Origin of the sequence: Glaciihabitans arcticus (assembly GCF_004310685.1) — a bacterium.
Lineage (GTDB): Bacteria > Actinomycetota > Actinomycetes > Actinomycetales > Microbacteriaceae > Conyzicola > Conyzicola arctica.
Window position 1 is genome coordinate 1,907,342 of sequence record NZ_SISG01000001.1, and the last position, 23,278, is coordinate 1,930,619.

The 23,278-nt window shown below is 67.5% G+C and carries 26 protein-coding genes and 1 pseudogene; 10 read left to right on the forward strand and 17 right to left on the reverse strand.

Features of this window, described 5'->3' with window-relative positions; translation table 11 throughout:
* Window positions 1-2: 2 nt before the first annotated feature.
* Window positions 3-668, reverse strand: coding sequence for an ABC transporter permease (locus EYE40_RS09225; RefSeq protein ID WP_130981666.1), 666 nt, complete (start codon window positions 666-668; stop codon window positions 3-5).
* 241 nt (window positions 669-909) lie between these two features.
* On the opposite strand from EYE40_RS09225, the gene EYE40_RS09230 reads away from it, so the two are divergent.
* Genes EYE40_RS09230 through EYE40_RS09240 form a run of 3 tightly spaced genes read left to right on the forward strand, consistent with a single transcriptional unit; the run spans window position 910 to window position 4,366 of the window.
* On the forward strand, window positions 910-2,310 hold the full coding sequence (locus EYE40_RS09230) for a UDP-N-acetylmuramoyl-tripeptide--D-alanyl-D-alanine ligase (RefSeq protein ID WP_130981667.1): 1,401 nt from the start codon (window positions 910-912) through the stop codon (window positions 2,308-2,310).
* Complete coding sequence (gene alr, locus EYE40_RS09235; protein WP_130981668.1) at window positions 2,307-3,404, forward strand: alanine racemase; 1,098 nt, start codon at window positions 2,307-2,309, stop codon at window positions 3,402-3,404. The genes EYE40_RS09230 and alr overlap by 4 nt, the downstream gene beginning before the upstream one ends.
* Window positions 3,404-4,366, forward strand: coding sequence for a D-alanine--D-alanine ligase family protein (locus EYE40_RS09240; protein ID WP_130982872.1), 963 nt, complete (start codon window positions 3,404-3,406; stop codon window positions 4,364-4,366). The genes alr and EYE40_RS09240 overlap by 1 nt, the downstream gene beginning before the upstream one ends.
* Here EYE40_RS09240 and EYE40_RS09245 read toward each other — a convergent pair.
* Window positions 4,363-4,740: a DUF2185 domain-containing protein gene (locus tag EYE40_RS09245; RefSeq protein ID WP_130981669.1), complete on the reverse strand. Its 378-nt coding sequence runs from the start codon at window positions 4,738-4,740 to the stop codon at window positions 4,363-4,365. The genes EYE40_RS09240 and EYE40_RS09245 overlap by 4 nt on opposite strands.
* A gap of 9 nt (window positions 4,741-4,749) precedes the next feature.
* The gene (locus EYE40_RS09250; RefSeq protein ID WP_130981670.1) at window positions 4,750-5,139 is read right to left on the reverse strand and encodes a PPOX class F420-dependent oxidoreductase; all 390 of its coding nucleotides are present in this window, start codon (window positions 5,137-5,139) and stop codon (window positions 4,750-4,752) included.
* Between the two features lie 93 nt (window positions 5,140-5,232).
* On the opposite strand from EYE40_RS09250, the gene EYE40_RS09255 reads away from it, so the two are divergent.
* The 3 genes from EYE40_RS09255 to EYE40_RS09265 are packed head-to-tail and all read left to right on the forward strand — an operon-like array spanning window position 5,233 to window position 7,470.
* Entirely contained in the window at window positions 5,233-5,775 is a 543-nt protein-coding gene (locus tag EYE40_RS09255; RefSeq protein ID WP_130981671.1) for a GIY-YIG nuclease family protein, read from the forward strand.
* A 37-nt stretch (window positions 5,776-5,812) separates the two neighbouring features.
* Window positions 5,813-6,607, forward strand: coding sequence for an SDR family NAD(P)-dependent oxidoreductase (locus EYE40_RS09260; protein ID WP_130981672.1), 795 nt, complete (start codon window positions 5,813-5,815; stop codon window positions 6,605-6,607).
* A gap of 26 nt (window positions 6,608-6,633) precedes the next feature.
* Window positions 6,634-7,470, forward strand: coding sequence for a zinc-ribbon domain-containing protein (locus tag EYE40_RS09265; RefSeq protein WP_130981673.1), 837 nt, complete (start codon window positions 6,634-6,636; stop codon window positions 7,468-7,470).
* 15 nt (window positions 7,471-7,485) lie between these two features.
* On the opposite strand, the gene EYE40_RS09270 is transcribed toward EYE40_RS09265, so the two are convergent.
* A complete protein-coding gene (locus EYE40_RS09270) occupies window positions 7,486-8,496 on the reverse strand; it encodes an isopenicillin N synthase family dioxygenase (RefSeq protein WP_193554499.1) in 1,011 nt (336 codons plus the stop codon).
* A gap of 118 nt (window positions 8,497-8,614) precedes the next feature.
* The gene (locus EYE40_RS09275; RefSeq protein ID WP_130981675.1) at window positions 8,615-9,196 is read right to left on the reverse strand and encodes a dihydrofolate reductase family protein; all 582 of its coding nucleotides are present in this window, start codon (window positions 9,194-9,196) and stop codon (window positions 8,615-8,617) included.
* Between the two features lie 66 nt (window positions 9,197-9,262).
* On the opposite strand from EYE40_RS09275, the gene EYE40_RS15730 reads away from it, so the two are divergent.
* A complete protein-coding gene (locus tag EYE40_RS15730; protein ID WP_130981676.1) occupies window positions 9,263-9,802 on the forward strand; it encodes a TetR/AcrR family transcriptional regulator in 540 nt (179 codons plus the stop codon).
* 3 nt (window positions 9,803-9,805) lie between these two features.
* Here the strand turns inward: EYE40_RS15730 and EYE40_RS09285 are convergent, their stop codons facing one another.
* Window positions 9,806-10,828: an SDR family NAD(P)-dependent oxidoreductase gene (locus tag EYE40_RS09285; RefSeq protein WP_130981677.1), complete on the reverse strand. Its 1,023-nt coding sequence runs from the start codon at window positions 10,826-10,828 to the stop codon at window positions 9,806-9,808.
* Between the two features lie 243 nt (window positions 10,829-11,071).
* Here EYE40_RS09285 and EYE40_RS15620 point away from each other — a divergent pair.
* The 3 genes and pseudogenes from EYE40_RS15620 to EYE40_RS09295 form a co-directional block, all read left to right on the forward strand.
* Window positions 11,072-11,227: pseudogene (locus EYE40_RS15620) on the forward strand (hypothetical protein); the annotation flags it as partial.
* 19 nt (window positions 11,228-11,246) lie between these two features.
* Window positions 11,247-11,849, forward strand: a complete 603-nt coding sequence (locus EYE40_RS09290; protein WP_240034859.1) for an alpha/beta hydrolase fold domain-containing protein — start codon at window positions 11,247-11,249, stop codon at window positions 11,847-11,849.
* 157 nt (window positions 11,850-12,006) lie between these two features.
* Window positions 12,007-12,654: a DUF6518 family protein gene (locus EYE40_RS09295; RefSeq protein ID WP_130981678.1), complete on the forward strand. Its 648-nt coding sequence runs from the start codon at window positions 12,007-12,009 to the stop codon at window positions 12,652-12,654.
* Here the strand turns inward: EYE40_RS09295 and EYE40_RS09300 are convergent.
* From EYE40_RS09300 to EYE40_RS09350, 11 genes are all read right to left on the reverse strand, one after another.
* Window positions 12,558-12,761 carry a DUF1653 domain-containing protein gene (locus EYE40_RS09300; RefSeq protein WP_240034778.1) on the reverse strand — a complete coding sequence of 68 codons (204 nt, stop codon included), beginning with the start codon at window positions 12,759-12,761 and terminating at the stop codon, window positions 12,558-12,560. The two genes, EYE40_RS09295 and EYE40_RS09300, sit on opposite strands and share 97 nt — an antisense overlap.
* Complete coding sequence (locus EYE40_RS09305) at window positions 12,761-13,162, reverse strand: VOC family protein (RefSeq protein WP_130981679.1); 402 nt, start codon at window positions 13,160-13,162, stop codon at window positions 12,761-12,763. The genes EYE40_RS09300 and EYE40_RS09305 overlap by 1 nt, the downstream gene beginning before the upstream one ends.
* A gap of 9 nt (window positions 13,163-13,171) precedes the next feature.
* Window positions 13,172-13,606, reverse strand: a complete 435-nt coding sequence (locus EYE40_RS09310) for a helix-turn-helix domain-containing protein (RefSeq protein ID WP_130981680.1) — start codon at window positions 13,604-13,606, stop codon at window positions 13,172-13,174.
* Window positions 13,607-13,713: 107 nt separating this feature from the next.
* Window positions 13,714-14,298: a hypothetical protein gene (locus EYE40_RS09315; RefSeq protein WP_130981681.1), complete on the reverse strand. Its 585-nt coding sequence runs from the start codon at window positions 14,296-14,298 to the stop codon at window positions 13,714-13,716.
* Window positions 14,295-14,819, reverse strand: coding sequence for an RNA polymerase sigma factor (locus EYE40_RS09320; RefSeq protein ID WP_204742234.1), 525 nt, complete (start codon window positions 14,817-14,819; stop codon window positions 14,295-14,297). Before EYE40_RS09320 ends, EYE40_RS09315 begins: the two co-directional genes overlap by 4 nt.
* Before the next feature lie 177 nt (window positions 14,820-14,996).
* Complete coding sequence (locus EYE40_RS09325) at window positions 14,997-15,200, reverse strand: hypothetical protein (protein ID WP_130981682.1); 204 nt, start codon at window positions 15,198-15,200, stop codon at window positions 14,997-14,999.
* A 14-nt stretch (window positions 15,201-15,214) separates the two neighbouring features.
* Complete coding sequence (locus tag EYE40_RS09330; protein WP_161972369.1) at window positions 15,215-15,913, reverse strand: DUF1345 domain-containing protein; 699 nt, start codon at window positions 15,911-15,913, stop codon at window positions 15,215-15,217.
* A 120-nt stretch (window positions 15,914-16,033) separates the two neighbouring features.
* A complete protein-coding gene (dhaM, locus tag EYE40_RS09335) occupies window positions 16,034-16,756 on the reverse strand; it encodes a dihydroxyacetone kinase phosphoryl donor subunit DhaM (protein ID WP_130981684.1) in 723 nt (240 codons plus the stop codon).
* Complete coding sequence (dhaL, locus tag EYE40_RS09340) at window positions 16,753-17,361, reverse strand: dihydroxyacetone kinase subunit DhaL (protein ID WP_204742235.1); 609 nt, start codon at window positions 17,359-17,361, stop codon at window positions 16,753-16,755. Before dhaL ends, dhaM begins: the two co-directional genes overlap by 4 nt.
* On the reverse strand, window positions 17,361-18,359 hold the full coding sequence (gene dhaK / locus EYE40_RS09345) for a dihydroxyacetone kinase subunit DhaK (protein WP_130981686.1): 999 nt from the start codon (window positions 18,357-18,359) through the stop codon (window positions 17,361-17,363). The genes dhaL and dhaK overlap by 1 nt, the downstream gene beginning before the upstream one ends.
* Window positions 18,360-18,477: 118 nt before the next feature.
* The gene (locus EYE40_RS09350) at window positions 18,478-22,986 is read right to left on the reverse strand and encodes a carboxypeptidase-like regulatory domain-containing protein (RefSeq protein ID WP_130981687.1); all 4,509 of its coding nucleotides are present in this window, start codon (window positions 22,984-22,986) and stop codon (window positions 18,478-18,480) included.
* Window positions 22,987-23,278: the final 292 nt, after the last annotated feature.

A 23,278-nucleotide genomic window follows, 5' to 3' on the forward strand; every position in this document is an offset into this window, starting at 1 on the left:
GGTTACGCCACCGCCGTTCGGGCGCGACGGGTGCGCTTCGCGCGATTCCAGGGCATGAGGATGCGGCCCAACAGCACGAGGATCAGGTCGAAGACGAGTGCGATCACGAGGGTCGCGACGATGCCGACCAGAATCTCGTCGAGAAAGTCGCGCTGCTTGCCGTTGGTGAACAGGTAGCCGAGGTTCGCGGATCCGATGATCGCGCCGACCGAGGCCAGGGCGATCGTCGAGACGGAAACGACGCGGGCGCCGGCGAGCAGCACCGGTCCCGCGAGAGGGAACTCGACGCGCCAGAACCGGCCCCAGCGGGAGTACCCCATGGCGGTCGCCGCGTTGATCGCGTCGGCCGGAACCGCGGCGAGCGCGTCCGATGCCGAGCGCACCATCATCGCGATCGCGTAGATCGTAAGCGCGACGAGAATGTTCGCCGCATCGGTGATGCGGGTGCCGAGCAGGTACGGCAGCATCACAAAAAGCGGCAGCGACGGGATCGTGTACAGCAGGCTCCCGGCCGAGATGATCAGGGTTCGCGCCCACGGCCTGCGGTTCGCCAGCCAGCCGATCGGAATCGACAGCACGAAGCTGGCCACGATCGGGATGATGCACAGCGACACGTGGGTAAGGGCGAGCGAAAGAATCAGCTCGCGGTTCGCAAACGCCCAGTCCATGCACTGGCTCTTTCCTGAATACGACGCGAATCAGTTAACGAGCCGTGTTCAACCCAAGCACCGAATTGTGCGGAGGTCAAAATCGTCAAGCCTATTGACAGGTCCGAAAAAACTGTTCGGTCTGCCGCGGACTTTGGTCCGGAGGGATGACACGGGCCCATGCTTGCGGCCGATGTCGCGGTCGGGGCGGCTGAATACCTTCGAAGTGAGGGGTCGACGACCCCGAAACCTAGGAGTACCCGTGATCGCCCTGACCATCGCCGACATAGCCACCATCGTGGGAGGCGAGATCGCTCCCGGCGTCGACGCCACCCTGGTCATCGACGGCTCCGTGCAGACCGACTCGCGGCTGGTGGAGGCGGGATCCCTCTTCTTCGCGCTGCAGGGCGAGGAGACCGACGGCTACCTGTACGCCCCCGCCGCAGTGGTCCGCGGTGCCGCGCTCGTGATCGCCGAGCGGCCCATTGAGCTCGACGCCCCGGTCATCGTTGTGTCCGACGGGGTGGCCGCCCTGGCTGACCTTGCGCGGGCCGTTGTCACCCGGGTGCGATCCTCGGGTGACCTCACCGTGGTCGCCATCACCGGTTCCAACGGCAAGACCACCACCAAGAACATGCTCGGCGCGATCCTCTCTCGAGTCGGCCCGACGGTCGCCCCCAACGACTCCTTTAACAATCACATCGGCGCCCCCATCTCGATGCTGCGCATCTCCTTCGAGACCCGCTACCTCGTCGTGGAGATGGGGGCCAGCCACTGCGGCGAGATCGCCCACCTCGCCGGCATCGCCCTCCCCGACCTGGCCGTTGTGCTGAAGGTCGGGCTCGCGCACGTCGGCGAGTTCGGTGGGGTCGAGGCGACTCAGGCCGCCAAGTCCGAACTTGTCACCGGCCTCGGTGAGCACGCCGTCGTTGTGCTGAATGCTGACGATGAACGCGTGGCATCCATGGCCCAATTGACACGGGCATCGGTGCGCTGGTTCGGACTCGGCACGCTGGCCGACATACGCGCAACCCACGTGCGCGGTTCGGCCACCGGCACGAGCTTCACGGCCGTCACCCCCGAGCGCGAGATGACCGTGCAGCTGCGCATCGTCGGCGAGCACCACGTGATGAACGCGCTCGCCGCGCTCACCGTTGCGCGCGAACTCGGGCTGGACCTTGCCGACTCGGTCGCAGCCCTCGAGGGGATGCACCGTGCCGAACGCTGGCGCATGGAGGTGTTGCCCGCTCCATCCGGTGCCGTGATCATCAACGACGCGTACAACGCGAGCCCCGACTCCACCGCTGCAGCGCTGCGCACCCTTGTGCAGCTGCGACCGGCGCTCGGGCGCTCCATCGCCGTGCTCGGGGAGATGACGGAGCTGGGTGACGCGTCCGCAGAGCACCACGCCGACATCGGACGGCTGGCCGCGGCCCTCGGCGTCGATGAGCTCGTCGTCGTCGGATCCGCGGCGCGCTCGGCGCACGACGCTGCGGCCGCTGTGTCCGAGTGGACCGGTCACACGGCGTTCGTCGACACCCCGGACCTCGCCCACGACCTGCTCGACGCCTGGTTGCGCGACGGCGACGTGGTGCTCGTTAAGTCGTCCAAGTCGGCCGGGCTGCGCTTCGTCGGCGACCGACTCGCCGGGGTCTCGGCATGATCGGCACCCGCTCCCGCGCGCTCGCGACCCGCGTCGTCGACCACGCGGCGATCGCACACAACGCGCGACGCATCCTCGACGGCAGCGGCACCGAGCTCATGGCCGTGGTCAAGGCGAACGCGTTCGGGCACGGAGCGGTCGCTGTCTCGCGCACGGCCCTCGCGGCCGGCGCGACCTGGCTCGGCGTCGCGACGATCGACGAGGCGCTCGAACTGCGCGCGGCCGGTATCGAGGCCCCGATCTTCGCCTGGCTCGTCGACCCGTGGGTCGACCTGCGCGCGGCGGCAGCGGCCGGCATCACGGTCTCCGTCGCGAACCTCGATACTCTTGCCGCGATCGACTTCCCGATCGACGTGCACCTCGAACTGGACACCGGGATGAGCCGGGGCGGCTGCTCGCCTCTGGAGTGGGGCGCGCTCTGCGCCGCGGCCGCCGTCTCCCCCGCGCGCATCACCGGTGTCTGGTCCCACCTCGCCGACGCGAGCCTCCTCGGCGACCGCAATGTCGATGGCGCGCTATCGGCGTTCCGCGACGGGGTCGTCGCGGCCCACGCCGCCGGCCTCGACCCGCGCTGGGTGCATCTCGCCAACTCGGCAGGCGCCCTCGCGCACCCCGCGACGGCGCTCACCATGGTGCGATCCGGCGCAGCGTTGTACGGCATCGAGACGGTGACCGGTGCGGAGTTCGGGCTCGAGCCCGCGCTGCGCGTCACCTCCCGGGTGTCACAGCTGCGGCAGGTTCCGGCCGGGACCGGCGTCGGCTACCTCCACGCCTGGGTCGCGCCCTCGGCCGCGACACTCGCGCTGGTTCCGGTCGGCTACGGCGACGGTCTGCCCCGCGCGCTGTCCACAGGCGGATCGGTCAGCATCGGCGGTCACCGCTTCCCCATTCGTGGTGCGATCTCCATGGACCAGCTCGTCGTCGAGGTCGACGCCTCCGTCGCACTCGGCGACGAGGTGGTGCTGCTCGGCGACGGGCGGCACGGTGAGCCGACCGCCGCGGAGTGGGCGGCTCTCACCGGCACGATCCCGCACGAGATCCTCACCGGCCTCGGCGCGCGCATCGGTGCTGTCGAGAGCGAGGCGCGCTCGTGATGCGGGTCGCCGTGCTGTTCGGCGGCGCGAGCTCGGAGCACGATGTCTCGTGCAAGTCGGCGCTCGGTGTCGTCGAGGCCCTCGACCCGTCCGTGTACGACGTGACCCTCATCGGTGCCTCCCGCGACGGACTCTGGCGTCGGGTCGGGTCAGTCGATGAGCTCGCCGGCACGAGCCTCGGCACACGCCTGCCGCCGCTCGAGAACGTGGACGTTGTGATCCCCGTGCTGCACGGGCGCTTCGGCGAGGACGGCACGGTTCAGGGACTCCTCGAGCTGATGGGGCTTCCCTACGTGGGCTGCGGTGTTCTCGCGAGCGCACTGGCGATGGATAAGGGCCGGGCGGGCGCGCTGCTCGCGGCAGCGGGCATCCCGAGCATCGAATCGGTCGTGGTGACTCGGTCTTCGCCGCTTCTCGAGCAGCACGCGCTGCCGCTGTTCGTGAAGCCGAACCGGTCGGGGTCGAGCGTCGGGGCATCGCTCGCGACCACGCCGGCCGAGCTGGCGGAGGCACTGGCGTACGCGCTCGAGTGCGACGACTCCGCCCTGGTGCAGCCGGTGATGGACGGCGTCGAGATCGACATCGCCATTCTGCAGCTGCCCGACGGCTCCCTGCGTGCCGGTGCGCCGCTGCGCGTGCGGCACGACTTCGGGTTCTTCGACTACGACTCGAAGTACACGGTGGGTGGAGCCCAGTTCGAGGTGCCGGCGGTGCTTCCCCCCGGCGTCGCCGCGCACCTCGAACTGCTTGCCAAACGCGCATTCGAGGCCCTCGGCTGTGACGGGCTCGCGCGCGTCGACTTCTTTGTGGCTCCGGATGGCTCGGCCGTCGTCAACGAGGTGAACACGCTGCCCGGACTCTCCTCCCTCAGCCAGTATCCGACGATGTTGCGCGCGACCGGCATGGACCTGCCGACGGTGCTCGCGACGCTCATCGAGAGGGCACTGAGGGTGAGGCGCTAGTTCTCGTTGCCGAGTTCGAGGCCGGTGTCGCTGTGCACCCAGCGCACAGCGTCGCCGTCGCGCTCGAGGGTGACATCGGTTCCGACGGGATAGGTGTACAGCTTCAACACGGCCGGTTCGATGTTGGCGACGGTGTTGAAATCGGCGATGCTGCTGTTGCTCGAGTCGTCGAGGTACTGCTGGTCGTCGATGTCGGAGATGAAGCGCCACCCGTTGTCGACCGGGTTGTTGCTTTCTTCGCGGGATGCCCAGCGCACCTTGCCGACGCCGGTCAGGATGTTGTTGGTCACTACCGATCCACCCGCGTTCTCGATGAAGGTGACATACGGGTCGAGTTTGAGGAACTCCGGCGGGGCTTTCTTGCGTCCGAACATGGGGCCAGCCTAGCCAGCGAGCATGCCCGGGGACCCCATCATCTTGGTGATTCTCAGGGCGATGGCGACCCGCAGCGGGTTCTCGCGGGGTGCCTTGTAGCGCTGGGAGTAGAGCTCGACGGCGCGGGCGACGTCATCCTGCTCCTCGAGGATTTCTGCCGTGCCGATCAGGGTGACCCAGTTGCGGCCTTCGACCTGGCAGATGGTTGCGCGACCGTCTCGGCGGATATTGAGCACCTTCTGCGACGTGCCACTCGCGATCACGCGGGCGAGGTCGCCGTCGACGGTGAACCCGACCGGCACGACGTGCAGGCTCTCGTCCTTCGCGAACGTGGAGAGTGTGGCGAGGTGGCGTTCGGTGACGAATTCCCGGCCGAGCGGGGACAGCAGGGAGGTCATGGAACGAGTCTATTTTGCTGCGCGTGCGCTCTCAGCCGGGTGTCAGCGGGGCTGGTCGGGCCCAGCGTCGGCGGTCGCGCGTAGCCTGCGGGCATGGAATGCGCGCTGCCGGGATGCGAGGTGCCCGCCGAGGCGGGATCGTCACTGCAGCTCTGCACGCGGCACCTGTTCGCTGCGTACGACCAGGTGTCAGGGGCGGTCGGCGTGACCGACGTGCTGCCCCAGCCGTGCGCTGCCTGCGGATCACGGGTCGGGGTGCGCTACCCGAGCGGGTGGGTGTGCGCGATCTGCGACTGGAGGGTCGGCGAGATGCCCGACGACGACCCGGTGCCGCCGCGCGTTGACATCGTCTACTACCTGCGGGTCGGGGAGACGATCAAGATCGGCACATCCGGCAACCCGAGGGGACGCTTCACCCAGCTGTGGCACGACGAGCTGCTCGCGTTCGAGCGGGGCGGGCGACCCGTGGAGCAGCGTCGGCACAAGCAGTTCGGGGAGTTCCGGCACGCGCGCACGGAGTACTTCGCACCACATCCCGCACTCGACAGACATATCGCCGAACTACGCGAAGGGGTGGATGACCCGTGGCAGCAGTACAGCTTCTGGGTGAGCCAGGCGATCGCGTTGCGCGGCTAGCCGGAATTCGCGCACCGGCGCAACCGTTGGAGGAGACATGAGAATCGACCTGACTGGAACGACCGCCCTTGTTACCGGATCCACGCAGGGAATCGGGCTCGCCATCGCGACGGGCCTGGCCGCATCGGGTGCGCGCGTTGTGGTCAATGGACGCAGCGATGGGTCGGTGCAGCGCGCCGCGGGCGAGATCCGCGCTGCGGTGGACGGTGCCGACGTCGTGGAACTTGCGGCCGACGTCACCACCGCAGAGGGCGCCGCGAAGGCGCTCGAGGTGGTGCCGCGGGTCGACATCCTGGTCAACAATCTCGGTATCTTCGGCGCGAAGCCGGCCCTCGAGGTGGACGACGACGAGTGGCGGCGCTACTTAGAGGTCAACGTTCTCAGCGCCGTGCGACTCACGCGCCAGTACCTGCCGCAGATGATGGAGCGAGGCTGGGGGCGCATCCAGAACATCGCGAGCGACTCCGCGATCGTCATCCCGACCGAGATGATTCACTACGGCGTTTCGAAGACGGCCCTGCTCGCGGTTTCACGCGGCTTCGCCAAAGAGGCCGCGGGATCGGGCGTCACGGTCAACTCGGTCATCGCCGGCCCCACGCACACCGCGGGCGTCGAGGACTTCGTCTACGAGTTGGTCTCACGCGACCTGCCCTGGGATGAGGCGCAGCACGAATTCATGCTGAAGCACCGCCCGCAGTCGCTGCTCCAGCGGCTCATCGAGCCAGAGGAGATCGCCAACATGGTCGTCTACCTGAGCTCACAGCAGGCCTCGGCGACCACGGGCGGGGCGCTGCGGGTGGACGGCGGATACGTCGACTCGATCCTTCCGTGACGGTGGCGGCGCGTAGCTTCTGAAAGGTGCCGGAGACAGTCGGAGCGTGGTGGGCCAGACGCCAGTGGTCCAAGGGCTGCGAGGTGCCCTACCCGATCGGCACCTTTCGGAGCGACTGGGCGCAGTACCCGGCCCTCATCCGGCAGTACCACCCCGACCTCAACTCGATGATCACGCTCACGCAGATCCCGCCCGCCGCCGAGGTCTTTCTTGTGTGGCAATGTGACGTGGGACACCTCTTCGTCGCGACCCCCGAAGAGCAGCGGATGCGCCCCGGACGCGAGCGGCGCCGGTCCAGCTGGTGCCCCGACTGCCTCGCCGGCGCCAAGCCGATGCGGGTTCGCGAATCAGCGCGCGACTTTGCGAACAGTGCGCCGCGACCCAGACGCGCGCTGATGACAAAAGCCCTCGTTGATAAGCCCGGCACCGTCGGCGAGCCGTTCCTCAGCGAGCGGGCGCCCAAACCCGCGTCGGCCGCAGAGGCCGACCTGCGGCACCGCCTCGCGCAGCGGTTCGACTTTGACCTGACGCCGAACGCCATCCGGGTCTCGCAGCCCTTCTTCGAGAGGATGGAGATCTGGCCCGACATCGTGATCGGCGAGCTGCGGGTCGCCCTCGAATACGACACCGTCGGTCGCCACGGGCTCGAGCACGTCGGTCGTCGCGAGGCCATCGACCGCCGCAAGGATCGCATCCTGCGCGCGTCGGGATGGGAGGTGGTGCGCATCCGCATCGGCAAACTGCAGCCGCTCGGTCCGCACGACATCGTCGCCGCGAGCGTCACCGACAAGCTGATCGACCGCATCGAGGAGCGGCTGGGCGAGATCCGCGGCGAGCTGTTCGTCGCCGCCTACCGCCGCTGACGAGAGGCGCGGCGGTTAGGCCAGCAGGTCCTTGTGGTGCGCCTCGGCGACGTTCGGGTGCGCGCGCAGGCGGTAGCGCAGCACGTTGTCGCCGTAGGTCTCGAGGATGGGCGCGTTCTCGGGGTCGGACGAGACCCCGCGGGCTTCGGCAGCCAGCTCTGGGCTGAGGGTTAGGCGGGGCATCACCGTGTCGAGCGAGGGGTTGAAGAAGAATGGCACGGAGATGCGGTCGGTGCCGACCAGCGGCGAGAGCACGCGGTGCAGGGTGGCCTTGAGGTAGCCGCCGGTCGCGAGTTCGAGCATCTCGCCGATGTTGACGACGAAGGCACCGTCGACGGGCGGGGCGTCGATCCACTCCCCCTCGTACTCGACCTGCAGTCCGCCCTTGCCGGGCTCGACGAGCAGCAGGGTCAGCACGCCGCCGTCGCGGTGCTGGCCGACGCCCTGCACGGGATCCGGGTTGGATTCGCCCGGGTAGCGCACGATCTTCATCAGCGGGAAGGGCTTCTCGGCGAACGCCTCGTCGAACGTGTCCTCCGCCGTGCCGAGGGCCACGGCCCAGGTGCGCATGAGTTCGAGGGCGACGGTGGAGAGTTCCTGGTTCCAACGCGTGGCAAGCGCCTGCAGTTCGGGCAGAGCCGCGGGCCATAGGTTGGGGCCTTCGAGGCGCCAGTAGTCCGCTTTGTCTCGCGCGCCGTCGACGGCTTCACGTTCGGGCCCGATGTCGATCTGTTCGCGCCGGTCGACCTCGTTGGCGGTCAGTTCGCCGCCGACGCGCGTGTAGCCGCGGAACTGCGGGCTGTGCACGTTCTCGAGGGCCAGCTTGTCGGCGATCGGCAGTTCGAAGAAGCGTCGGGATGTCGCGAGCAGGTCGTCCACGAGCTGCTGGTCGACCCCGTGCCCGACGAGGTAGAAGAAGCCGACCTCGTGGGTGGCCTTCAGCAGCTCGGCGCGGAACTCGGCCGCCTGTTCAGCGCCGCCCTTCAACTTCGACATGTCGAGAATGGGAAGAGACGTGAGCGCCACGGGAAAAACCTTTCGGGCAGGAAAGCGGAGGGCTCAAGTTTATCGCGGCGTCATTCTGGTGTTACGCCGCGTGCTGCCCCCGGGCTGATTGAGTAGGCCGCCCGCGGCCGCATCGAAATCAGCGAGTGACCTCATACGTCGCCACGACTATCCCTGTTGGTGACGTAAAGCTCGAAAGCACGTTCATCGGCGCGTAGGTCTCGCCGAAGAGACGCGTTCCACTGCCCAGCACCACCGGCAGGATCGTCAGGACGTAGCGATCGATCAACCCGGCGTCCGCGAGCGTGCGCACGAGCATCCCGCTGCCCAGGATGACCAACTCACCCTCGTCCGACGCTGTGAGCGCGGTGACTGCGGCAACGGGGTCGCCTTCGAGGGCGAACGAGTTCGGATGCGGCAGCTCGGGGTTGGACGTCGCCACGTGCTTGGGCGTGTTCCGCAGGATCTCCGTGAATGGGTTTGGATTCGGGTTCGACAGCCAGAAGCCGACCAGGTCGTCGTAGGTGCGGCGGCCGAAGACCATGCCGGTCACATTGCCCTGGCCGCTCATCGCGGCCATCGCCGCTTCCTGGTCTTTCATGAGCAGCTCGGCGGCCCACCCACCGCGAGAGAACCCATCGCGGGTGTCTTCATCGGGCCGACCGGGTGACTGCATCACGCCATCGAGGGACACGTTCTCTACCGCTATCAGGGTTCGCATGCGGCAACCATAGCCCCGAATGTAGACACTGTCTACATAGTGCACAACGAGCTAGGCTCGTCAACGATGAAGACCCCGAGTAAACCCCCGAGCCACTCGGCGATCTGGGCAGCCGCGACGCAGCTGTTCTCCGAGAAGGGCTTTGCCGCGACCTCGGTGCGCGATATCGGGGCGCTCGCAGGTGTCGACCCGTCGCTCGTGATCCGGCACTTCGGGTCGAAGGAGCAGCTGTTCATCGACACGATGCAGCTCGACCACAACCCGCTGCTCGAGGGTCCGATCGAGACGCTCGGCGAACGCTTCATCGACGAGATGCTCAGCGCCGACGACCAGGTCAGGTCCGTGTTCATCGCGCTGATGCGCGCGAGCGACTCCGGCGAGATCGGTTCGCAGCTACGCGCCGCCCACGAAAACTCGTTCGTTGAACCCATCAAGGGCCGTCTAGAAGGGGATGACGCCGAGCTGCGCGCGCGCCTCGCCGCCGCCCTTGTGGGCGGGCTGCTCTACAGCCTATGGGTGGTCGGCGACGAGATTCTCGCTGCCACCGACCACCGCGACATCGTACGCCGCTACGGCGCACTGCTCCAGGCGTTGATCACGCCGTAAGGGTTACTGCGCGCTCCAGCCGCCGTCCGAGGCGAGCACCGCGCCCGACACGTTCGTGCCGTCGTCGCTCAGCAGGAACGTGATCGACGCCGCGAGCTGCGCGGGCTCCGCGACCGGCGGGATCACCTCGAGCAGCGCGCCGATGCGTGACTGTCCGAGCTCCGAGGCGAAGGTGGCCTGAATGTTGGTCGCAACCGGCCCTGGAGCGACAGCGTTCACGCGGATCCCGGACTGCGTGTACATAAACGCCGAGCTCTTCGTCATGCCGATCACGGCATTCTTGGACGCCGTGTAGGCGAGTCCGGCGGCGGAGCCGCGCAGCGCCGCCTCCGAGGCCACGTTCACGATGGACCCACGGCCGGCAGCCAGCATCACGGGGATGACGGCGCGGGTGAGCCGGAACATCCCGTCAACATTGACCGCGAACACGCGCGACCAGACCGCGTCGCTGACCTCGTGCAGCGGGGTCATGTCGTCCATGATGCCGGCGACGTTCGCGAGCGCGTCGATGCGACCGTTCGCGGCAGCGACGATGCGTTCGACGCCGTCCACGCTGGTGATGTCGGCGCTCACGGTGACCACAGTGTCGAATTCGGCGGAGAGGTCGGCGAGGCGCTCGTCCGAGATGTCGACGGCGACGACCGTGCCTCCCTCGCGGGCGATTCGGGATGCCGTTGCGCGGCCGATGCCCGAGCCTGCGCCGGTCACGATGACCGTCTGGCCGTCGAAGCGGCCCGGTGTGATGCGCTCGACCCAGGCGCTCGTCTCGGTGACCTCGTCCTCCTCCTCGACGGGCACCTCGCCACCGTTGGCCTTGAGCACGAGCTCGTCGACGAGGGACTGCGGCATCTGGCCCTGGCTGAGCGCGACGAGGCGCTGCAGCGAGAACAGGCGCACCGGCTTGAGGGCCTTCTCGTCCTGTCCGGCGGCGGCCAGCATGTCGCGGATCAGAGGTCCGCCTACCGGGTGGGCGAGCCAGTCGCCGATCGAGGTCTTGCCGGTGAGCGGCTTGTCGGCCTTGGCCATGAGGGTTCCTTCCACGAAGGATCGCGGGCGGGTCCGCGGCGATCCAGCATGAGTCTGCGCCTCGTCGGGCTGCTTGTCAACTTAGTTGACACCTGCGAAGATGGGGCGATTCAAGGAGGAGTCATGACCGCGTTTCATCCCGATCTCGCACTCGGCCGGTTCATCCCGCCGCTGTCTTTTGGTCCGCGCATCGCGAAGCTGCTGACGGGCGCGAAACCGAAGGTCCCGGCCACTCCCGACGACATGTCGATTGAGGATGTCACGACCGACACCGTCTCCCTCCGCGTCTACCGGCCGCGGGCCGCGACCGGTGCGACGCCGGCCCTGTTCTGGGTCCACGGCGGCGGCTACATCCAGGGCAGCCCCGAACAGGACGAGCTCTCGAGCATCGGCTTCGCGCGCGAACTCGGCATCACGGTTGTCGCACTGCGCTACCGCCTCTCCCCCGAGCATCCCTCCCCGGCCCGCGATCGAGGATGCCTACGCCGGCCTGCTCTGGACATTCGCGCACGAGGACATCGATCCCACTCGCGTCGCGATCGGCGGGGCGAGCGCGGGTGCGGGGCTCGCTGCGGGGCTCGCCCTCTACGCGCACGACAGAGGTGAGGTCACCCCGGTGTTCCAATTGCTCGTCTACCCGATGCTCGACGACCGCACGGTCACGCGCACCGACCACGACACCCGGGGCGTGCGCGTCTGGACGCCCGGCAGCAACCGCTTCGGCTGGACGTCTTACCTCGGTCACGAACCGGGACTTCCCACTGCCAGCGAGTACGCCGCTCCCGCTCGCCGCAATGACCTCCGTGGCCTCCCACCCGCCTGGATCGGCGTCGGCACCCTCGACCTTTTCTTCGATGAGGATGTCGCGTACGCGCGTCGCCTGCTGGATGCGGGTGTGCCGTGCGACACGTTCATCGTGCCGGGGGCGTTTCACGGGTTCGACGCGCTGTTCCGCACGAAGCCGGTATCGCGTGAGTTCTGGCGCGAGCAGGCTCGCGCGCTTCGGGAGGCGCTCGCCTAACGCGTTCGAGACCTTTCGGCGGAGTGAGCTCGCCACGGCGGGTTCGAACCGCCAAAACCGGCTCCCGCTCGCGGCTTTCGGATCAACCCGCGAGTTTCGGCACGCGAGTTGGTCCGAAATCCGCGAGGCGGCACGAGCCCTGCCCTAGCGTGGGTGCATGATCCGCTGGGGTGTGACCGTCGCCGCAGCGGGACTCGCGCTCGGCGTCGCCGCCCGCTCGCTCGACCTGCTGCCCCCGCCCTTCATGTGGGAGCTCGCCGGCCTCGTCTCCTCCGTCGGGTCGTGGGGACTGTTCGCCGTGGTGATCGGGTTCGTCGCGACATCCCGCAAGCGCGCGGCCATCGGCGCCGCGACGGGTCTCGCGGCTGCTTCACTCATCTACTACGCCCTGTCGTTCGCGAGCGGACGCTGGCAGACCCAGTTCTCGGAAGCCTTCAGCGACATGCCCGACCCCGCCGTGGGGCTCGGGGTGCTGCTGCGCAGTCTGGCGCTGTGGCTGGCCGCATCTCTGGTCGGCGGTCCGGTGCTCGGGCTTGTCGGTCGCAGCATCCGCCGCGCGACTCCCCAAGCGTCAGCGTTGGTCGCCGCCGGCGCGACACTGCTTCTCAGTGCGTCCGCCGCCGTGCGGATGTGGACCTACAGCACGTTCGAGACGAGATCCGTTCTCGAAATCATCACCGTCGTGATCGGGATGACGTTCCTCGCCCTCTACGCCTTCGCGAAGCGCGGCACCTTCTCGCCGTCGACCTCCACGGTCTCCTCGAACATCGCCGCGGGGCGCACCCACAGCCCGAACTCGCCGTAGAGCGCGCGGTAGACGACGAGCGACTCCTCGGTCTCGGAGTGGGTCGCGAGACCCAGCACCTCGTAGTCGTTGCCCTTGTAGTGGCGGTAGAGCCCGCGTTCGATCACTAGCCCTGCTCGATACGCACGGTGTTGCCCGAGGGGTCGCGGAAGGCGCAGTCGCGCGGACCCCAGTCCTGGTCGGACGGCTCCTGCATCACCTCGGCGCCCGAGGCGAGCAGCTTCTCGAAGACGGCGTCCACGCTGTCGACCCGGAATGCGACGGCCGAGAGCACGCCCTTCGTGAGCAGCTCCTGCAGCGCGTCGCCGTCCTCCTGCGAGCGGCCGGCGTAGGGCGTGGACAGCACAACGCCGAGGCCCTCCTGGTCGGAGCTGCCGAGCGTCGCCCAGCGGAAACCGCCGTAGGAGACGTCGTTCTGGATCTCGAGTCCGAGGCCGTCGCGGTAGAACCCGAGCGACTCCTCCACATCGGTGACGGTCACGTGTGCGTATCGGAGTTGAATCGTCATGGGGCCACTCTAGGCAGCGGTGACGTTATCCGCTTCTCGAAATCTGCTCGATCTGCGGGGTCGCATCACGACTTTCGACGTGCAATTGGGCAGGGATGTCACACCCTCGTGCTCCCGCGCGCGGTACGCACTCGGACTCAGACCGACGATCTCGGTGAAGCGCGAGCTGAACGAGCCGAGGGACGTCGAGCCGACGGCCATGCAGGCGTCGGTGACCGTCATCCCGCCTCGCAGCAGCGACATGGCGCGCTCGATGCGACGCGTCATGAGGTAGCCATAGGGCGTCTCGCCGTACGCGGCGCGGAACTGGCGCGAGAAATGCGCCGGCGACATGAGCGCCTTCGCCGCGATGGTCGGCACGTCAAGCGGACGCGCGTACTCGCGGTCGATGAGGTCACGGGCGCGACGCAGCAGCGTCAGCATCTCCATGCGCTCAGGGGTCATGGGGTTCAGGGTAGCCCGTGGAGCTCTGTACGCAAAAGAGCCGGTTCCGGACGGATGACACTCTTCGCGAGACGTCATTCGTCCGAAACCGGCTCCTTCGTGGGGACTCAGTACGACGAGGTGTACAGCGCCTCGAGCTCGGGGGTCTTGGGGCCGCTCAGCCCGCAGCTCCAGATGTTCTCGCCGTCGGAGGCGAGCAGGTAGGTCGTTCCCGCCTCGTACATCACGCCGCCGCCGTCGGAGATCTCGGGGTTGCCCTGCAGCACCTGCACCTTGTCGTTGATCTCGCCCTTGAAGACGTTCGACACGTCGAGGTTGACGTCGCCGCCCTCGACGGAGGTCGCGGTCGCCTCGAACGCGATCGTCGCGGTCTGCATGATCTCGACGGTCGGCTCCGCGCACTTGAGCGAGGTGGCCATCGGGTCGACGACCGGGGCGGAGAACACGGTGACCGGCTCCGGTCCCGCAGTCAGGCTCGGGATGACGAACGCGCCGACTATAGCGAGCGCAGCGACACCGCCGACGAGGCCCCAGATGAGTGGAGCACGCTTGCGGGAGACGGGAGCAGAAGTTGTTGTGTCGGTCATGATGGCACCCTTCAGGGAATGGAACTGGCTGGGATCGAGTGGGGAGAGTGATGCCGCCGGGTCTGCGCTCCTGAGAACGCTCTTCAGCTCGTCATCGTTGTTCATGCGGTTTCTCCTTCCTTCACTCCTGTATGTCCCAGCACGGGGGCATCCTTTCCGATTTCCTCACGAAGTTTTGCGCGCGCCCGGTGCAGGCGGATCGTGGCCGCATTCACGCTGATGTCGAGCACCGTCGCGATCTGGCTGAGGTCGAGGTCGTCCCATGCCCAGAGCTTCACGATCTCGGCGTCCTTGCCGCGGAGTCGCGCGACCGCGTCGAGGATATAGCCGGCGTCCCCCTCCGCATGATCCCGCACGTCCTGGGGCGGGTCGACGGTGGCGATCCGGGTGAACAGGCGCCGCTGCCTGCGCTGCGAGCGCTCGGCATTGGCGAGCTGCAGCCGCGCGACGCCGATCGCCCAGGGGATCGCGTCGGCGGGAACGTCATCCAGTCGTCGCCAGAGAACCAGCAGAGTCTCGCTGGTGACATCGTCTTCGGTGGCCGGGTCGGTGCGTCGGGCGAGGTAGCGGCGCACGGGTTCGACGACGGCGCGCATCACGCGCTCGAAGTCATCGTCTCTGTTCACGGTCCCCACACGGTGTTATGTCCGGCTACGGGCCCAGTCTTTCAGATCGTTTCGACGCTCAGCGCGTGGGTTGGCGACCGGCGCGGGAGTCCGGACTCCCGCGCTCGTCGCCAGGGCACGCGCTGAACACGTGGCAGGTTCCGCGCCCCCGCACCCGTCACCAGGGCACGCGCCGAGCTACGCGCGCGATCTGCGAGCCACCCGAAGCAGCAGCGCGATCACGGTGAGCACTGCGCCGATGCCGGCCACCCACCAACCGATCACCCAGAGGGCGCCAGCGCCGATGTTCGCGTCGGGGGTATCCATGAGCACGAGCATGAGCCAGCCGGCCAGCGCACTGAGCAGGCCGAGGGCGGTGATGACAATTGCTGTCTTGAGCATGGGGTTCCTTTCCGTCAGCCGGCGAGAAGCCGACCGAAGAGCAGCGAGACCATCATGGCGATGATGACCGAGTTGAAAACGAAGGCGATGATGACGTTGCTGCGCACAACCCGCCAGGCTGTTCGGGATGAGATATCGGCGGGCACTGTTGCGGCCATGGTGGAGAGCAGCACGGCCAGGGTCAGGTAGTCGCTGAAGCGGGCCGCTTCCGGAAAGTGGAACTTCAGGTGGGGCTCGTCGTGCACGCCGGCGCCGAGGCGCAGGTAGCTCTGCGCGAAAGAGAACACCATCAGCACCCACGAACTCGCGACGGTGAGCAGCGCGAGCCCGACGTAGATCGCATCACTGCGGAACTCCGGCTGCTGCGCAACCACGATCGTGATGGCGACGGCAGCCACCGCAGCCGAGATGGTGGTGTTCGTGGCACCGGTCACCCCGAGGAACCGCTGGATCGGGCTGCGCTCGGCGCTCTCGTCCGCGACGGTCACCCGTTTCAGCAGCTCGCCGTCGAGGCGGGAGTACACGAAGGTGCTCCAGGTTGCGTAGATGGCGGTGTATACCGGCCACAGCACGAGGTACGCCGTCACGAGGAACAGCGTCGGGTCTTCATACTCGACACCCACCACACCGGCGAGGAAGAACATCACACCCGTCGCGAAGAGCGCGGACACCACGGAACTCACCGTGACTCGGAACAGGTCGGTTCTTGGCATGCGACGGGACATGCTTGGGGAGCCTACCGTTCCCGTATCGACGCTCTCTCGAACGACAGGTGATCTACCCATGTCGACGAGTCAAAACCATGGCCCAGGAACACAGTCAAGTGTTGCGCGCTATTCCTCTCCGAACCCGTCCGCGGCCATGGCTCGCACGGCCTCGACGGCGTCGGCCGCCTGCGGTCCTGTTGCCGAGATCCGGATGACGTTGCCCTGCGCCGACCCGAGCGTCAGCACCGCGATCAGGCTCGCGGCGGACACCGGACCCTTGCCCGAGGTGAGATCCTCGAGCTTCACGGCGGCGTCGAACTCCGACACGGTTTTCACCAGCATCGAGACCGGGCGCGCGTGCAGCCCCGCCGGGTTTACGAGGGTGACCTCGGCAGTGACGGCGTCGGGCTCAGTGGGTGGCTGAGCAGCTGAAGGCTGGGCAGCAGGGGCAGGACCCACCGCCCCCTGCTTGGGCTCCATCGCGCGGCTTGCCTCGCGGGCTACGTCATCCAGAGACGAACCGGCGGCAGCCAACACAACGGCGGCGACCAGCCCCTCAACGAATGGCCCATCGCTCAGTCGCACCTCGCAGTCGGACGACCGGAACTCCAGCCCCATCTCGGCGGACATCACGGCCGACCCGAGGTCCATGAAGACCAGCACGCCGTCGTCGGAGGCGACCTCGTCGATCGCGGATGCGACCCGCGTCGCATCCGTGCCGATCACGTCGTCACCGGCTCCGGCCGCGAGCGCGATGGGAGGCGGCGACGAGCCGACCATCTGCAAGGCCAGATCGACAGCCGCCTTCGCCAGCGCGGGGCTGTGCGAGACGACAACGATGCCGATCACGCGAGGGCGCCCGCGAGCGCCTCGAACAGCAGGGCCGTCGACGTCGCACCCGGATCCAGGTGACCCGCGCTGCGGTCGCCCAGGTAGCTCGCGCGACCCTTGCGGGCGACGAGCGGCTCGGTCGCATCCCTACCCGACGACGCCGCGGCAAACGCGGCGTCCCACGGAGCGGACGCAGCGGCGTCCCACGCGTCGAGCGCCGGAACCAGCGCGTCGAGCATCGTCTTGTCGCCGACTTCGGCCTTGCCACGGGCGATCACACCCGCGAGCCCGGCACGCAGCGCGGCCGAGAACTCCGCATAGGTCAACCCCGAGACGGCTCCGGCGGTGGTGCCGATGCGCAGGAAGAACGTGCCGTAGAGCGGCCCGCTCGCTCCCCCGACGGAGGTGACCAAAGTCATGCCGACGGTCTTGAACAGCTCGTCGATGGTCGCCGGCGTGCCCAGCTTCTCCATCACGGTGCCCATGCCGCGCGCCATGTTCGACCCGTGGTCGGCATCGCCGATCGCCGAGTCGAGCTCGGTCAGGTAGCTCTGCTTCTCGGTGACCAGGTCGCGAAAGCGGCCCAGCCAGTCGACGAGCTGCGCGAGTGTGACGTCGGCCACTAGACGCCCCAGCGCAGACCGGGGGTGTTGACCGGTGCGTCCCACAGCTTCAGCAGGTCGTCATCCGCCTGCAGCAGGGTGATCGAGCAGCCGGCCATGTCGAGGCTCGTGATGTAGTTGCCGACGAGGTTGCGCGCGACCTGCACGCCGGCCCTCTCGAGCAGCTTCGCGACCTCGCCGTACATGAGGTAGAGCTCGATGAGCGGCGAGCCGCCCATGCCGTTGAGCATCGCGATCACCGGCCCCTTCGTGAAGTCGAGGTCGGCGAGCACCGGCTCGACCAGCTGCTGGGCGATGGATGACGCGGGCGCAAGCGGCACGCGGTGACGCCCGGGCTCGCCGTGAATTCCCACGCCCATCTCCATCATGTCGTCGGGGATGTCGAAGGTGGGCTTGCCCGCAGACGGCACGGTACAACTCGTCAACGCCATACCCATCGAGCGGCCCGTGTCGTTCACCCGCTGCGCGAGCTCGGTGATCGCGGCGAGGTCGCGCCCCTCTTCCGCTGCCGCGCCGACGATCTTCTCGAGCAGCACCGTGACGCCCACGCCACGTCGCCCTGCCGTCCATGTCGAGTCCTCCACTGCCACGTCGTCGTTGACCACCACTGCGGCGACCTTGACTCCCGACTCGGCCTCGGCCATCTCGGCCGCCATCTCGAAGTTCATGACGTCGCCGGTGTAATTCTTGACGATATGCAGCACGCCGGCGCCGGAGTCCGCCACTTTTGTGGCCTCTTGCATCTGGTCGGGCGTTGGGGAGGTGAAGACCTCTCCTGCACAGGCGGCGTCAAGCATCCCGAAGCCCACAAAACCGCCGTGCAGGGGTTCGTGCCCGGAGCCACCGCCCGAGATCAGGGCGACCTTTCCGGGCTTCGTCGGGGATCCGCGGTAGATGATGCGGTTGGTGTGGTCGACATTCAGTTCGGGATGTGCCGCCGCAACCCCCACGAGGGAATCAGCGAGCACGGCTTCGGGGGAATTGATGAGCTTCTTCATGACTAGGCCTTCTCTACGTCGAGTGCTTCGTTGGGGGTGTGAGCTCGTCGAAGCGGGCTCAGCCACAGGATAGACCCGCCGGTTTTGAGGCGCCAGAGAGCGGCGATGCGAGAAGTCGCTAGTGCGCCGTGACAACTCCCGGTTCGTACCCGAAGCGCTCCGCCCGTACCGTCAGCGTGTACTCCGCGCGAAGGTGTCCGGCCGGCAGCACGAGGGTCTCCCCCAGCACCGGCTCGGAGCCGACGCGGGTCCACTCGAACGTGTAGGTCAGCCCGCTGGTGTTCCAGACGCCGGGCGTCGCGGTGAGCGTCGTGGTGCCGGTGATGACCGGCGCCTTGGTCGCGACCGGCGCGAGCCCGGTTGCGATCGTGAGCGCCGCCGTTTCCGCCGACACATCGAGCTTGCCGGCTTGGCGAGCAGTCACACGAACCGAGATCTCGTCGCCGGCGTGCGTCGCGAGCGGCACGTAGGTGGGGCCCGTCGCGCCGGGAATGGCGCGCCCATTGAGCAGCCACTGGATGCTCGGCACGGCCCCCTCAGACCACGCACCGGCCGTCGTGGTCAGCGTGCTGCCCACCCGAACGTTTCCGCTGAGGGCGGGCGCCCCGAGGAGCCGGATGACGTCGCCCTCGAGCACCTGCGCGGGTGCGCTCGTCGACACAACGCTGTCGTGACCGGGCTTGGTTCCCGTCGCAACCACGCGCAGCAGCAGGTTCGAGTCGTGGAGGTCGATCTCGTAGATGCCGGAGGTCTCGTTGGTGTCGACCCAGGTCGTGTCGTCGATACTCGTCTGCCAGAGATAGCTGGTCTCCACCTCGGGCTCACTGAAATGCAGCTCCGATGCGGAGACGAGGGCGCCGGGCAGCAGGTCGCCGTCCCAGAACAGGGCTGCATCCTCCTCGACGGTGAGGGGGTCACCCTCGAGGAGCGGGGCCGCGCTGTAGACGGTTGTGCTGTACCAGCCGTATACGGGCGAGGTCACGTAAATCTCGACCTGAATCTGTTGGCCGACATGCGAGGCGATGGGATCGAAGGTTGCCTGGTCTCCGGAACCGACGTGCCCGTAGTTCCAGCGATAGCTGTATTTCCAGTCGGAGTGCGGGGTCTGCGGAAGGTCGTGGAAGGGCTCCGGATCGGCCAGCGACAGTGTCTCGCCTAGTTTGGTACCCACGATCGTCGTGGGGGTTGCCACGAGAGAGGTCGACCGCCTCTGCGCGACGGCGACAACCTCGACGTCTGCATAACCGGGCGCGCTCACCGTGACCACGGCATAGATGGCCTTGCCCTGGTCTTCGGGCTGCATCGTGTAGAAGCTCCCGCTTGCACGCTCGGTGTCCTCCACGAACCAGCGCGGGTTGCTCCGGATCGCCCAGTTGGGCAGATCGCTGCTGAAGACCGAGACCTTGCCGATGTTCGACGGTCCCGCGGTCACAGCACTATGGACGCGAGCGCTGAAATCGCCTTCGACAAGCCGAACGGGGAGCGAACTCGTAGTGACACTCGGGTAGCCGGGTCGCTGCCCGACCGTCGTGAAGCGCAGGTAGCTTTCGCCGCCCGCCCAGTCGACTGTCGAAGGGTAGTAGGACGTCTGGTAGTAGTCGGTGTAGCCGTGTGGGTTGCCCCACACCGCGGTCGGGCTCGTGCAGTCCAGGACACAGAGTTCCCAGTACCTGTTGATCGCCTCGATCTCGACGCCGAATGAAGCCTGCGTGCCGAGCGCGATCCCGCCCATCATCACCGAACCTGTCTCGGTGACCACGGTCGGCCGACTGAGCACCGGGATGACGTTCTTCGGCACGATCGTCACGATGTCGGACACCGCGCGCGCTGCCGTGTACCCGGCCTTGGTTGCCGTTTCGACGACGTAGATGCGTCCCTTGGCGTACGCGGCAGGGGTTGCGTAATAGGCGAGCGTCGCTCCGGGGATCTTCGCGAAGGAGGCCGCCGGCGTCGACGCCGTGCACTTCGGCAGCGCGCATCCGTACCACTGGTAGCTCACCTTGGCACCGAAGCTCTGCCAGGCGAAGTCGTACGACGGATAGAGCCGCGTGCCGACGACCGTGGATCCCTCGAGGGTGATGGTCGGCGTCAGCTCGGCGAGGCCAGTGCGCGTCACGACCGTGCCCGCGGCAACCGTCTTCACGGCGTTGCCGGTACGAACCGAACGCGCGGTGACGGTGACGCTGAGCAGGGAGCCGACATCTGCCGCGGTGGGCTTGTAGCTCGCGAGCGTCGCACCCTTGATCGTCACCGCCTTCGCCTTGCCGACCTTGCGCAGCCACTGGTAGCCGTAGCTGACCGAGTCGCTCGGGTCGTCGACTTCCCAGGTGCTTCCGGATGCCACGAGCTCCTGCCCCACGGCCACCGGGGTGCTGGCGGCCACGGGTTCGTCGCCCAACGTCACAGAGGGCGTGCCCGCCATCACGACGGCCTTGGACGACTTGCGCGCAAGAACAGTTGCAGTGCCCGGACCGAATCCGGGAGCGTTCGCGGTGGCCCGCACCTCGAGCGTCTGGGCGAGCAAGGCCGCGCTGGGCTTCTCGGTGAGGGTCGGGCCCGTGCCCACGACGATTCCGCCGCGCAGCCACTCGTAGCTGAAGGTCGGCGCGAGGGCCGTCCAGACGCCGGGCTTCACGGTGTACTTCTTGGTGCCCTTCGGCTTCTTCACCACGGCGGCGGTTACGGCCAGGCCGGACTTCAGCTGGGCGGCGTCCGCGAAGACGGGTGTCACACCGGTCGGGGTCGCGGCTGTGGCGTCGGCGTACCCGGACTTGGTTGCCGTGACGACGGCGGTGAACTCGGCATCCAGATCCGCGAGCTTCACGACATACGAGCTGCCGGCGTTGTCGAACGGGATGCCGTTGCGCAGCCACTCGTAGCCGTAGTCGAGTCCCTTAACGCTCCAGCTGCCGGGAAGGACCCGCAGGGTGGTGCCGACGTGGGCACCCGTGGCGGGGGTGATCGACGGCGCTGTCACGTTGGTCGGAACCGTGACATCGGAGACCACCAGACCGGCGACCGATGCCTTGGCGGTTGTAGTCGGGTATCCAAACTGGTGTGACGCGACTCGCACGGAGAGCTGGGCACCGATGTCACCTGCGCGGGACGTGTAGGCCGCTTCATCCGCACCGAAAACAGGGTGGCCGTCACGCAGCCACTGGTAGGTCAGGGTGGCGGCGGCACGGTGCGCCTGCGCGGCGACCTCGTAGCGCGTGCCGACGACGAGCGCGGTCTCGGCGATGGACGGAGCGGTGACGAAGCCGTCGGGCGCGGAGGGCCACTGCACGTTCACGTCGATGGTCTGCGCGCCGGACGAGATGTAGGCGTCCTGCACGGCGGGCGCCCACGAGCCGTTGGTCAGCACTGACAGCGTGAACGCACCCGGCTGGATCGTGTGATTCTTGCCCGACTTGCCGAAGGTCACGATGCTGGACCCGTTGGTGGTGCCACGGTAGTAGTAGTCGGGGTCGGCGTCGCTCTGCAGGAGAACGTCGGCACCCGGCACCGCGCCGCCTCCGGGGTTGCGAACCACAACGGTGACGGAACCGCCCTGCCGGTTCATGTAAGTGTCATGCCGCCCGGCCTTCACCACCTTGCCTGCGCCGACCGTGAACACCTGTGCGTACTCCAGCCGTCCGCCGCCGATGAAGGTGGCGGCCTGGTTGTAGTACCAGGGCGAGATCTTGACCACGTACTTGCCGGGACGCAGGTTCTTGATCGTCCAGGCGCCCTTCTTGTTGGCGGCTGCGCTGGTCACGCTGCGTTCGGTGTCGAGCACCACCGGGTAGGGGTAGGAGGCGTCCTGGGTGACGGGGATCGCGATTGCGCGAGCGTTGGCGAGCGGCATGAACCCGTAGAAGTCGTCGTCCGAGTACTCTGCCCACGACGTACCGGTGATCGCGCCCAACCCGGTCGGGAACGTCGCGTTGGCCGTGGCCGTCGCTCCAACCCCGACGACGATTCCGGATGCCTCGTCGAAGGTTGCGGCCCCACCCGAGTACAGCGGCGAGTAGTCGCCGGCGGGTCCACTGAACTTGAGGCGGTAGCTGCCCGGATCCAGATCGCGGATCGTGTAACGACCCTTGGCGTCGGCTCGAGCGGAGGCGTACGTAATCCAGTCGCTGCCTGTATAGAGGTAGGCGGTGACCAGGGCCTTCGGCAGGATCTTCTTGGCCGGGGTCTTCACGATGCCGGTGATGACGGCGTTGGAAGCGAGGCTCACGGAGAGGCTCGTCTGGCCCGCCGGGATGACCTGGGCGCGCGAGATTTCGGATGCACCGCCGAGCAGCTGTGTGAACGTCGTGGACGTCGCGGTGCCGAAGTAAAGGGTGTGGTCGATCGCGCTCAGACCCGTGAAGACGTAGACGCCGGGCTTGCCGGTGACCGGCTTCGCCTTGGGATAGTCGCCGGCCACGAGGTCGCCCTCGATCTCCTCGCCGTCGGCGACGGACAGCGCGATGATCGACATGCCGACGAGTGGCGTGCCCGTGACGTTGCGCACGGTCACCGTGAGGTTGTTCGTCTCGGCGGCCTGCGCGGGAAGCGCCAGACCGGCGGCGAGGAGTGCGCCCAGAATGGTCGCGGTTACAGACAGTTTGATGCTGCGAAGAAGTGCAGGCCCGTTCACGGACGCTCCCAAGAGATAGGTGCACTTCCGTCAACCCTGACCGGAGAAATGCGAATTTTCCTCCATGGTAGTGGCGCGAGGGAACGAACTCTCTACCCGCGTTCGGGGGTATGGCGCGGGTGCAGTTGGGCTGCATCGTCGGCCTGACCGGCGGATGTCCAGTAGCCTTCGAGCAACGATTCCTTGGGGAGGAAATCTCAGATGTCTCATTCACGTGTGGCTGTATCTGTTGGCTCGGTTGCGGTGCTGGCCGTCATCCTGAGCGGGTGCTCGCTACCCACTTTTGGAAGCG

Coding starts and splice junctions, on each gene's coding strand:
- EYE40_RS09225 (WP_130981666.1), bottom strand. CDS start 668: ATGGACTGGGCGTTTGCGAACCGCGAGCTGATTCTTTCGCTCGCCCTT.
- alr (WP_130981668.1), top strand. CDS start 2,307: ATGATCGGCACCCGCTCCCGCGCGCTCGCGACCCGCGTCGTCGACCAC.
- EYE40_RS09240 (WP_130982872.1), top strand. CDS start 3,404: ATGCGGGTCGCCGTGCTGTTCGGCGGCGCGAGCTCGGAGCACGATGTC.
- EYE40_RS09245 (WP_130981669.1), bottom strand. CDS start 4,740: ATGTTCGGACGCAAGAAAGCCCCGCCGGAGTTCCTCAAACTCGACCCG.
- EYE40_RS09250 (WP_130981670.1), bottom strand. CDS start 5,139: ATGACCTCCCTGCTGTCCCCGCTCGGCCGGGAATTCGTCACCGAACGC.
- EYE40_RS09255 (WP_130981671.1), top strand. CDS start 5,233: ATGGAATGCGCGCTGCCGGGATGCGAGGTGCCCGCCGAGGCGGGATCG.
- EYE40_RS09260 (WP_130981672.1), top strand. CDS start 5,813: ATGAGAATCGACCTGACTGGAACGACCGCCCTTGTTACCGGATCCACG.
- EYE40_RS09275 (WP_130981675.1), bottom strand. CDS start 9,196: ATGCGAACCCTGATAGCGGTAGAGAACGTGTCCCTCGATGGCGTGATG.
- EYE40_RS15730 (WP_130981676.1), top strand. CDS start 9,263: ATGAAGACCCCGAGTAAACCCCCGAGCCACTCGGCGATCTGGGCAGCC.
- EYE40_RS09285 (WP_130981677.1), bottom strand. CDS start 10,828: ATGGCCAAGGCCGACAAGCCGCTCACCGGCAAGACCTCGATCGGCGAC.
- EYE40_RS09295 (WP_130981678.1), top strand. CDS start 12,007: ATGATCCGCTGGGGTGTGACCGTCGCCGCAGCGGGACTCGCGCTCGGC.
- EYE40_RS09305 (WP_130981679.1), bottom strand. CDS start 13,162: ATGACGATTCAACTCCGATACGCACACGTGACCGTCACCGATGTGGAG.
- EYE40_RS09310 (WP_130981680.1), bottom strand. CDS start 13,606: ATGACCCCTGAGCGCATGGAGATGCTGACGCTGCTGCGTCGCGCCCGT.
- EYE40_RS09315 (WP_130981681.1), bottom strand. CDS start 14,298: ATGAACAACGATGACGAGCTGAAGAGCGTTCTCAGGAGCGCAGACCCG.
- EYE40_RS09325 (WP_130981682.1), bottom strand. CDS start 15,200: ATGCTCAAGACAGCAATTGTCATCACCGCCCTCGGCCTGCTCAGTGCG.
- EYE40_RS09330 (WP_161972369.1), bottom strand. CDS start 15,913: ATGCCAAGAACCGACCTGTTCCGAGTCACGGTGAGTTCCGTGGTGTCC.
- dhaK (WP_130981686.1), bottom strand. CDS start 18,359: ATGAAGAAGCTCATCAATTCCCCCGAAGCCGTGCTCGCTGATTCCCTC.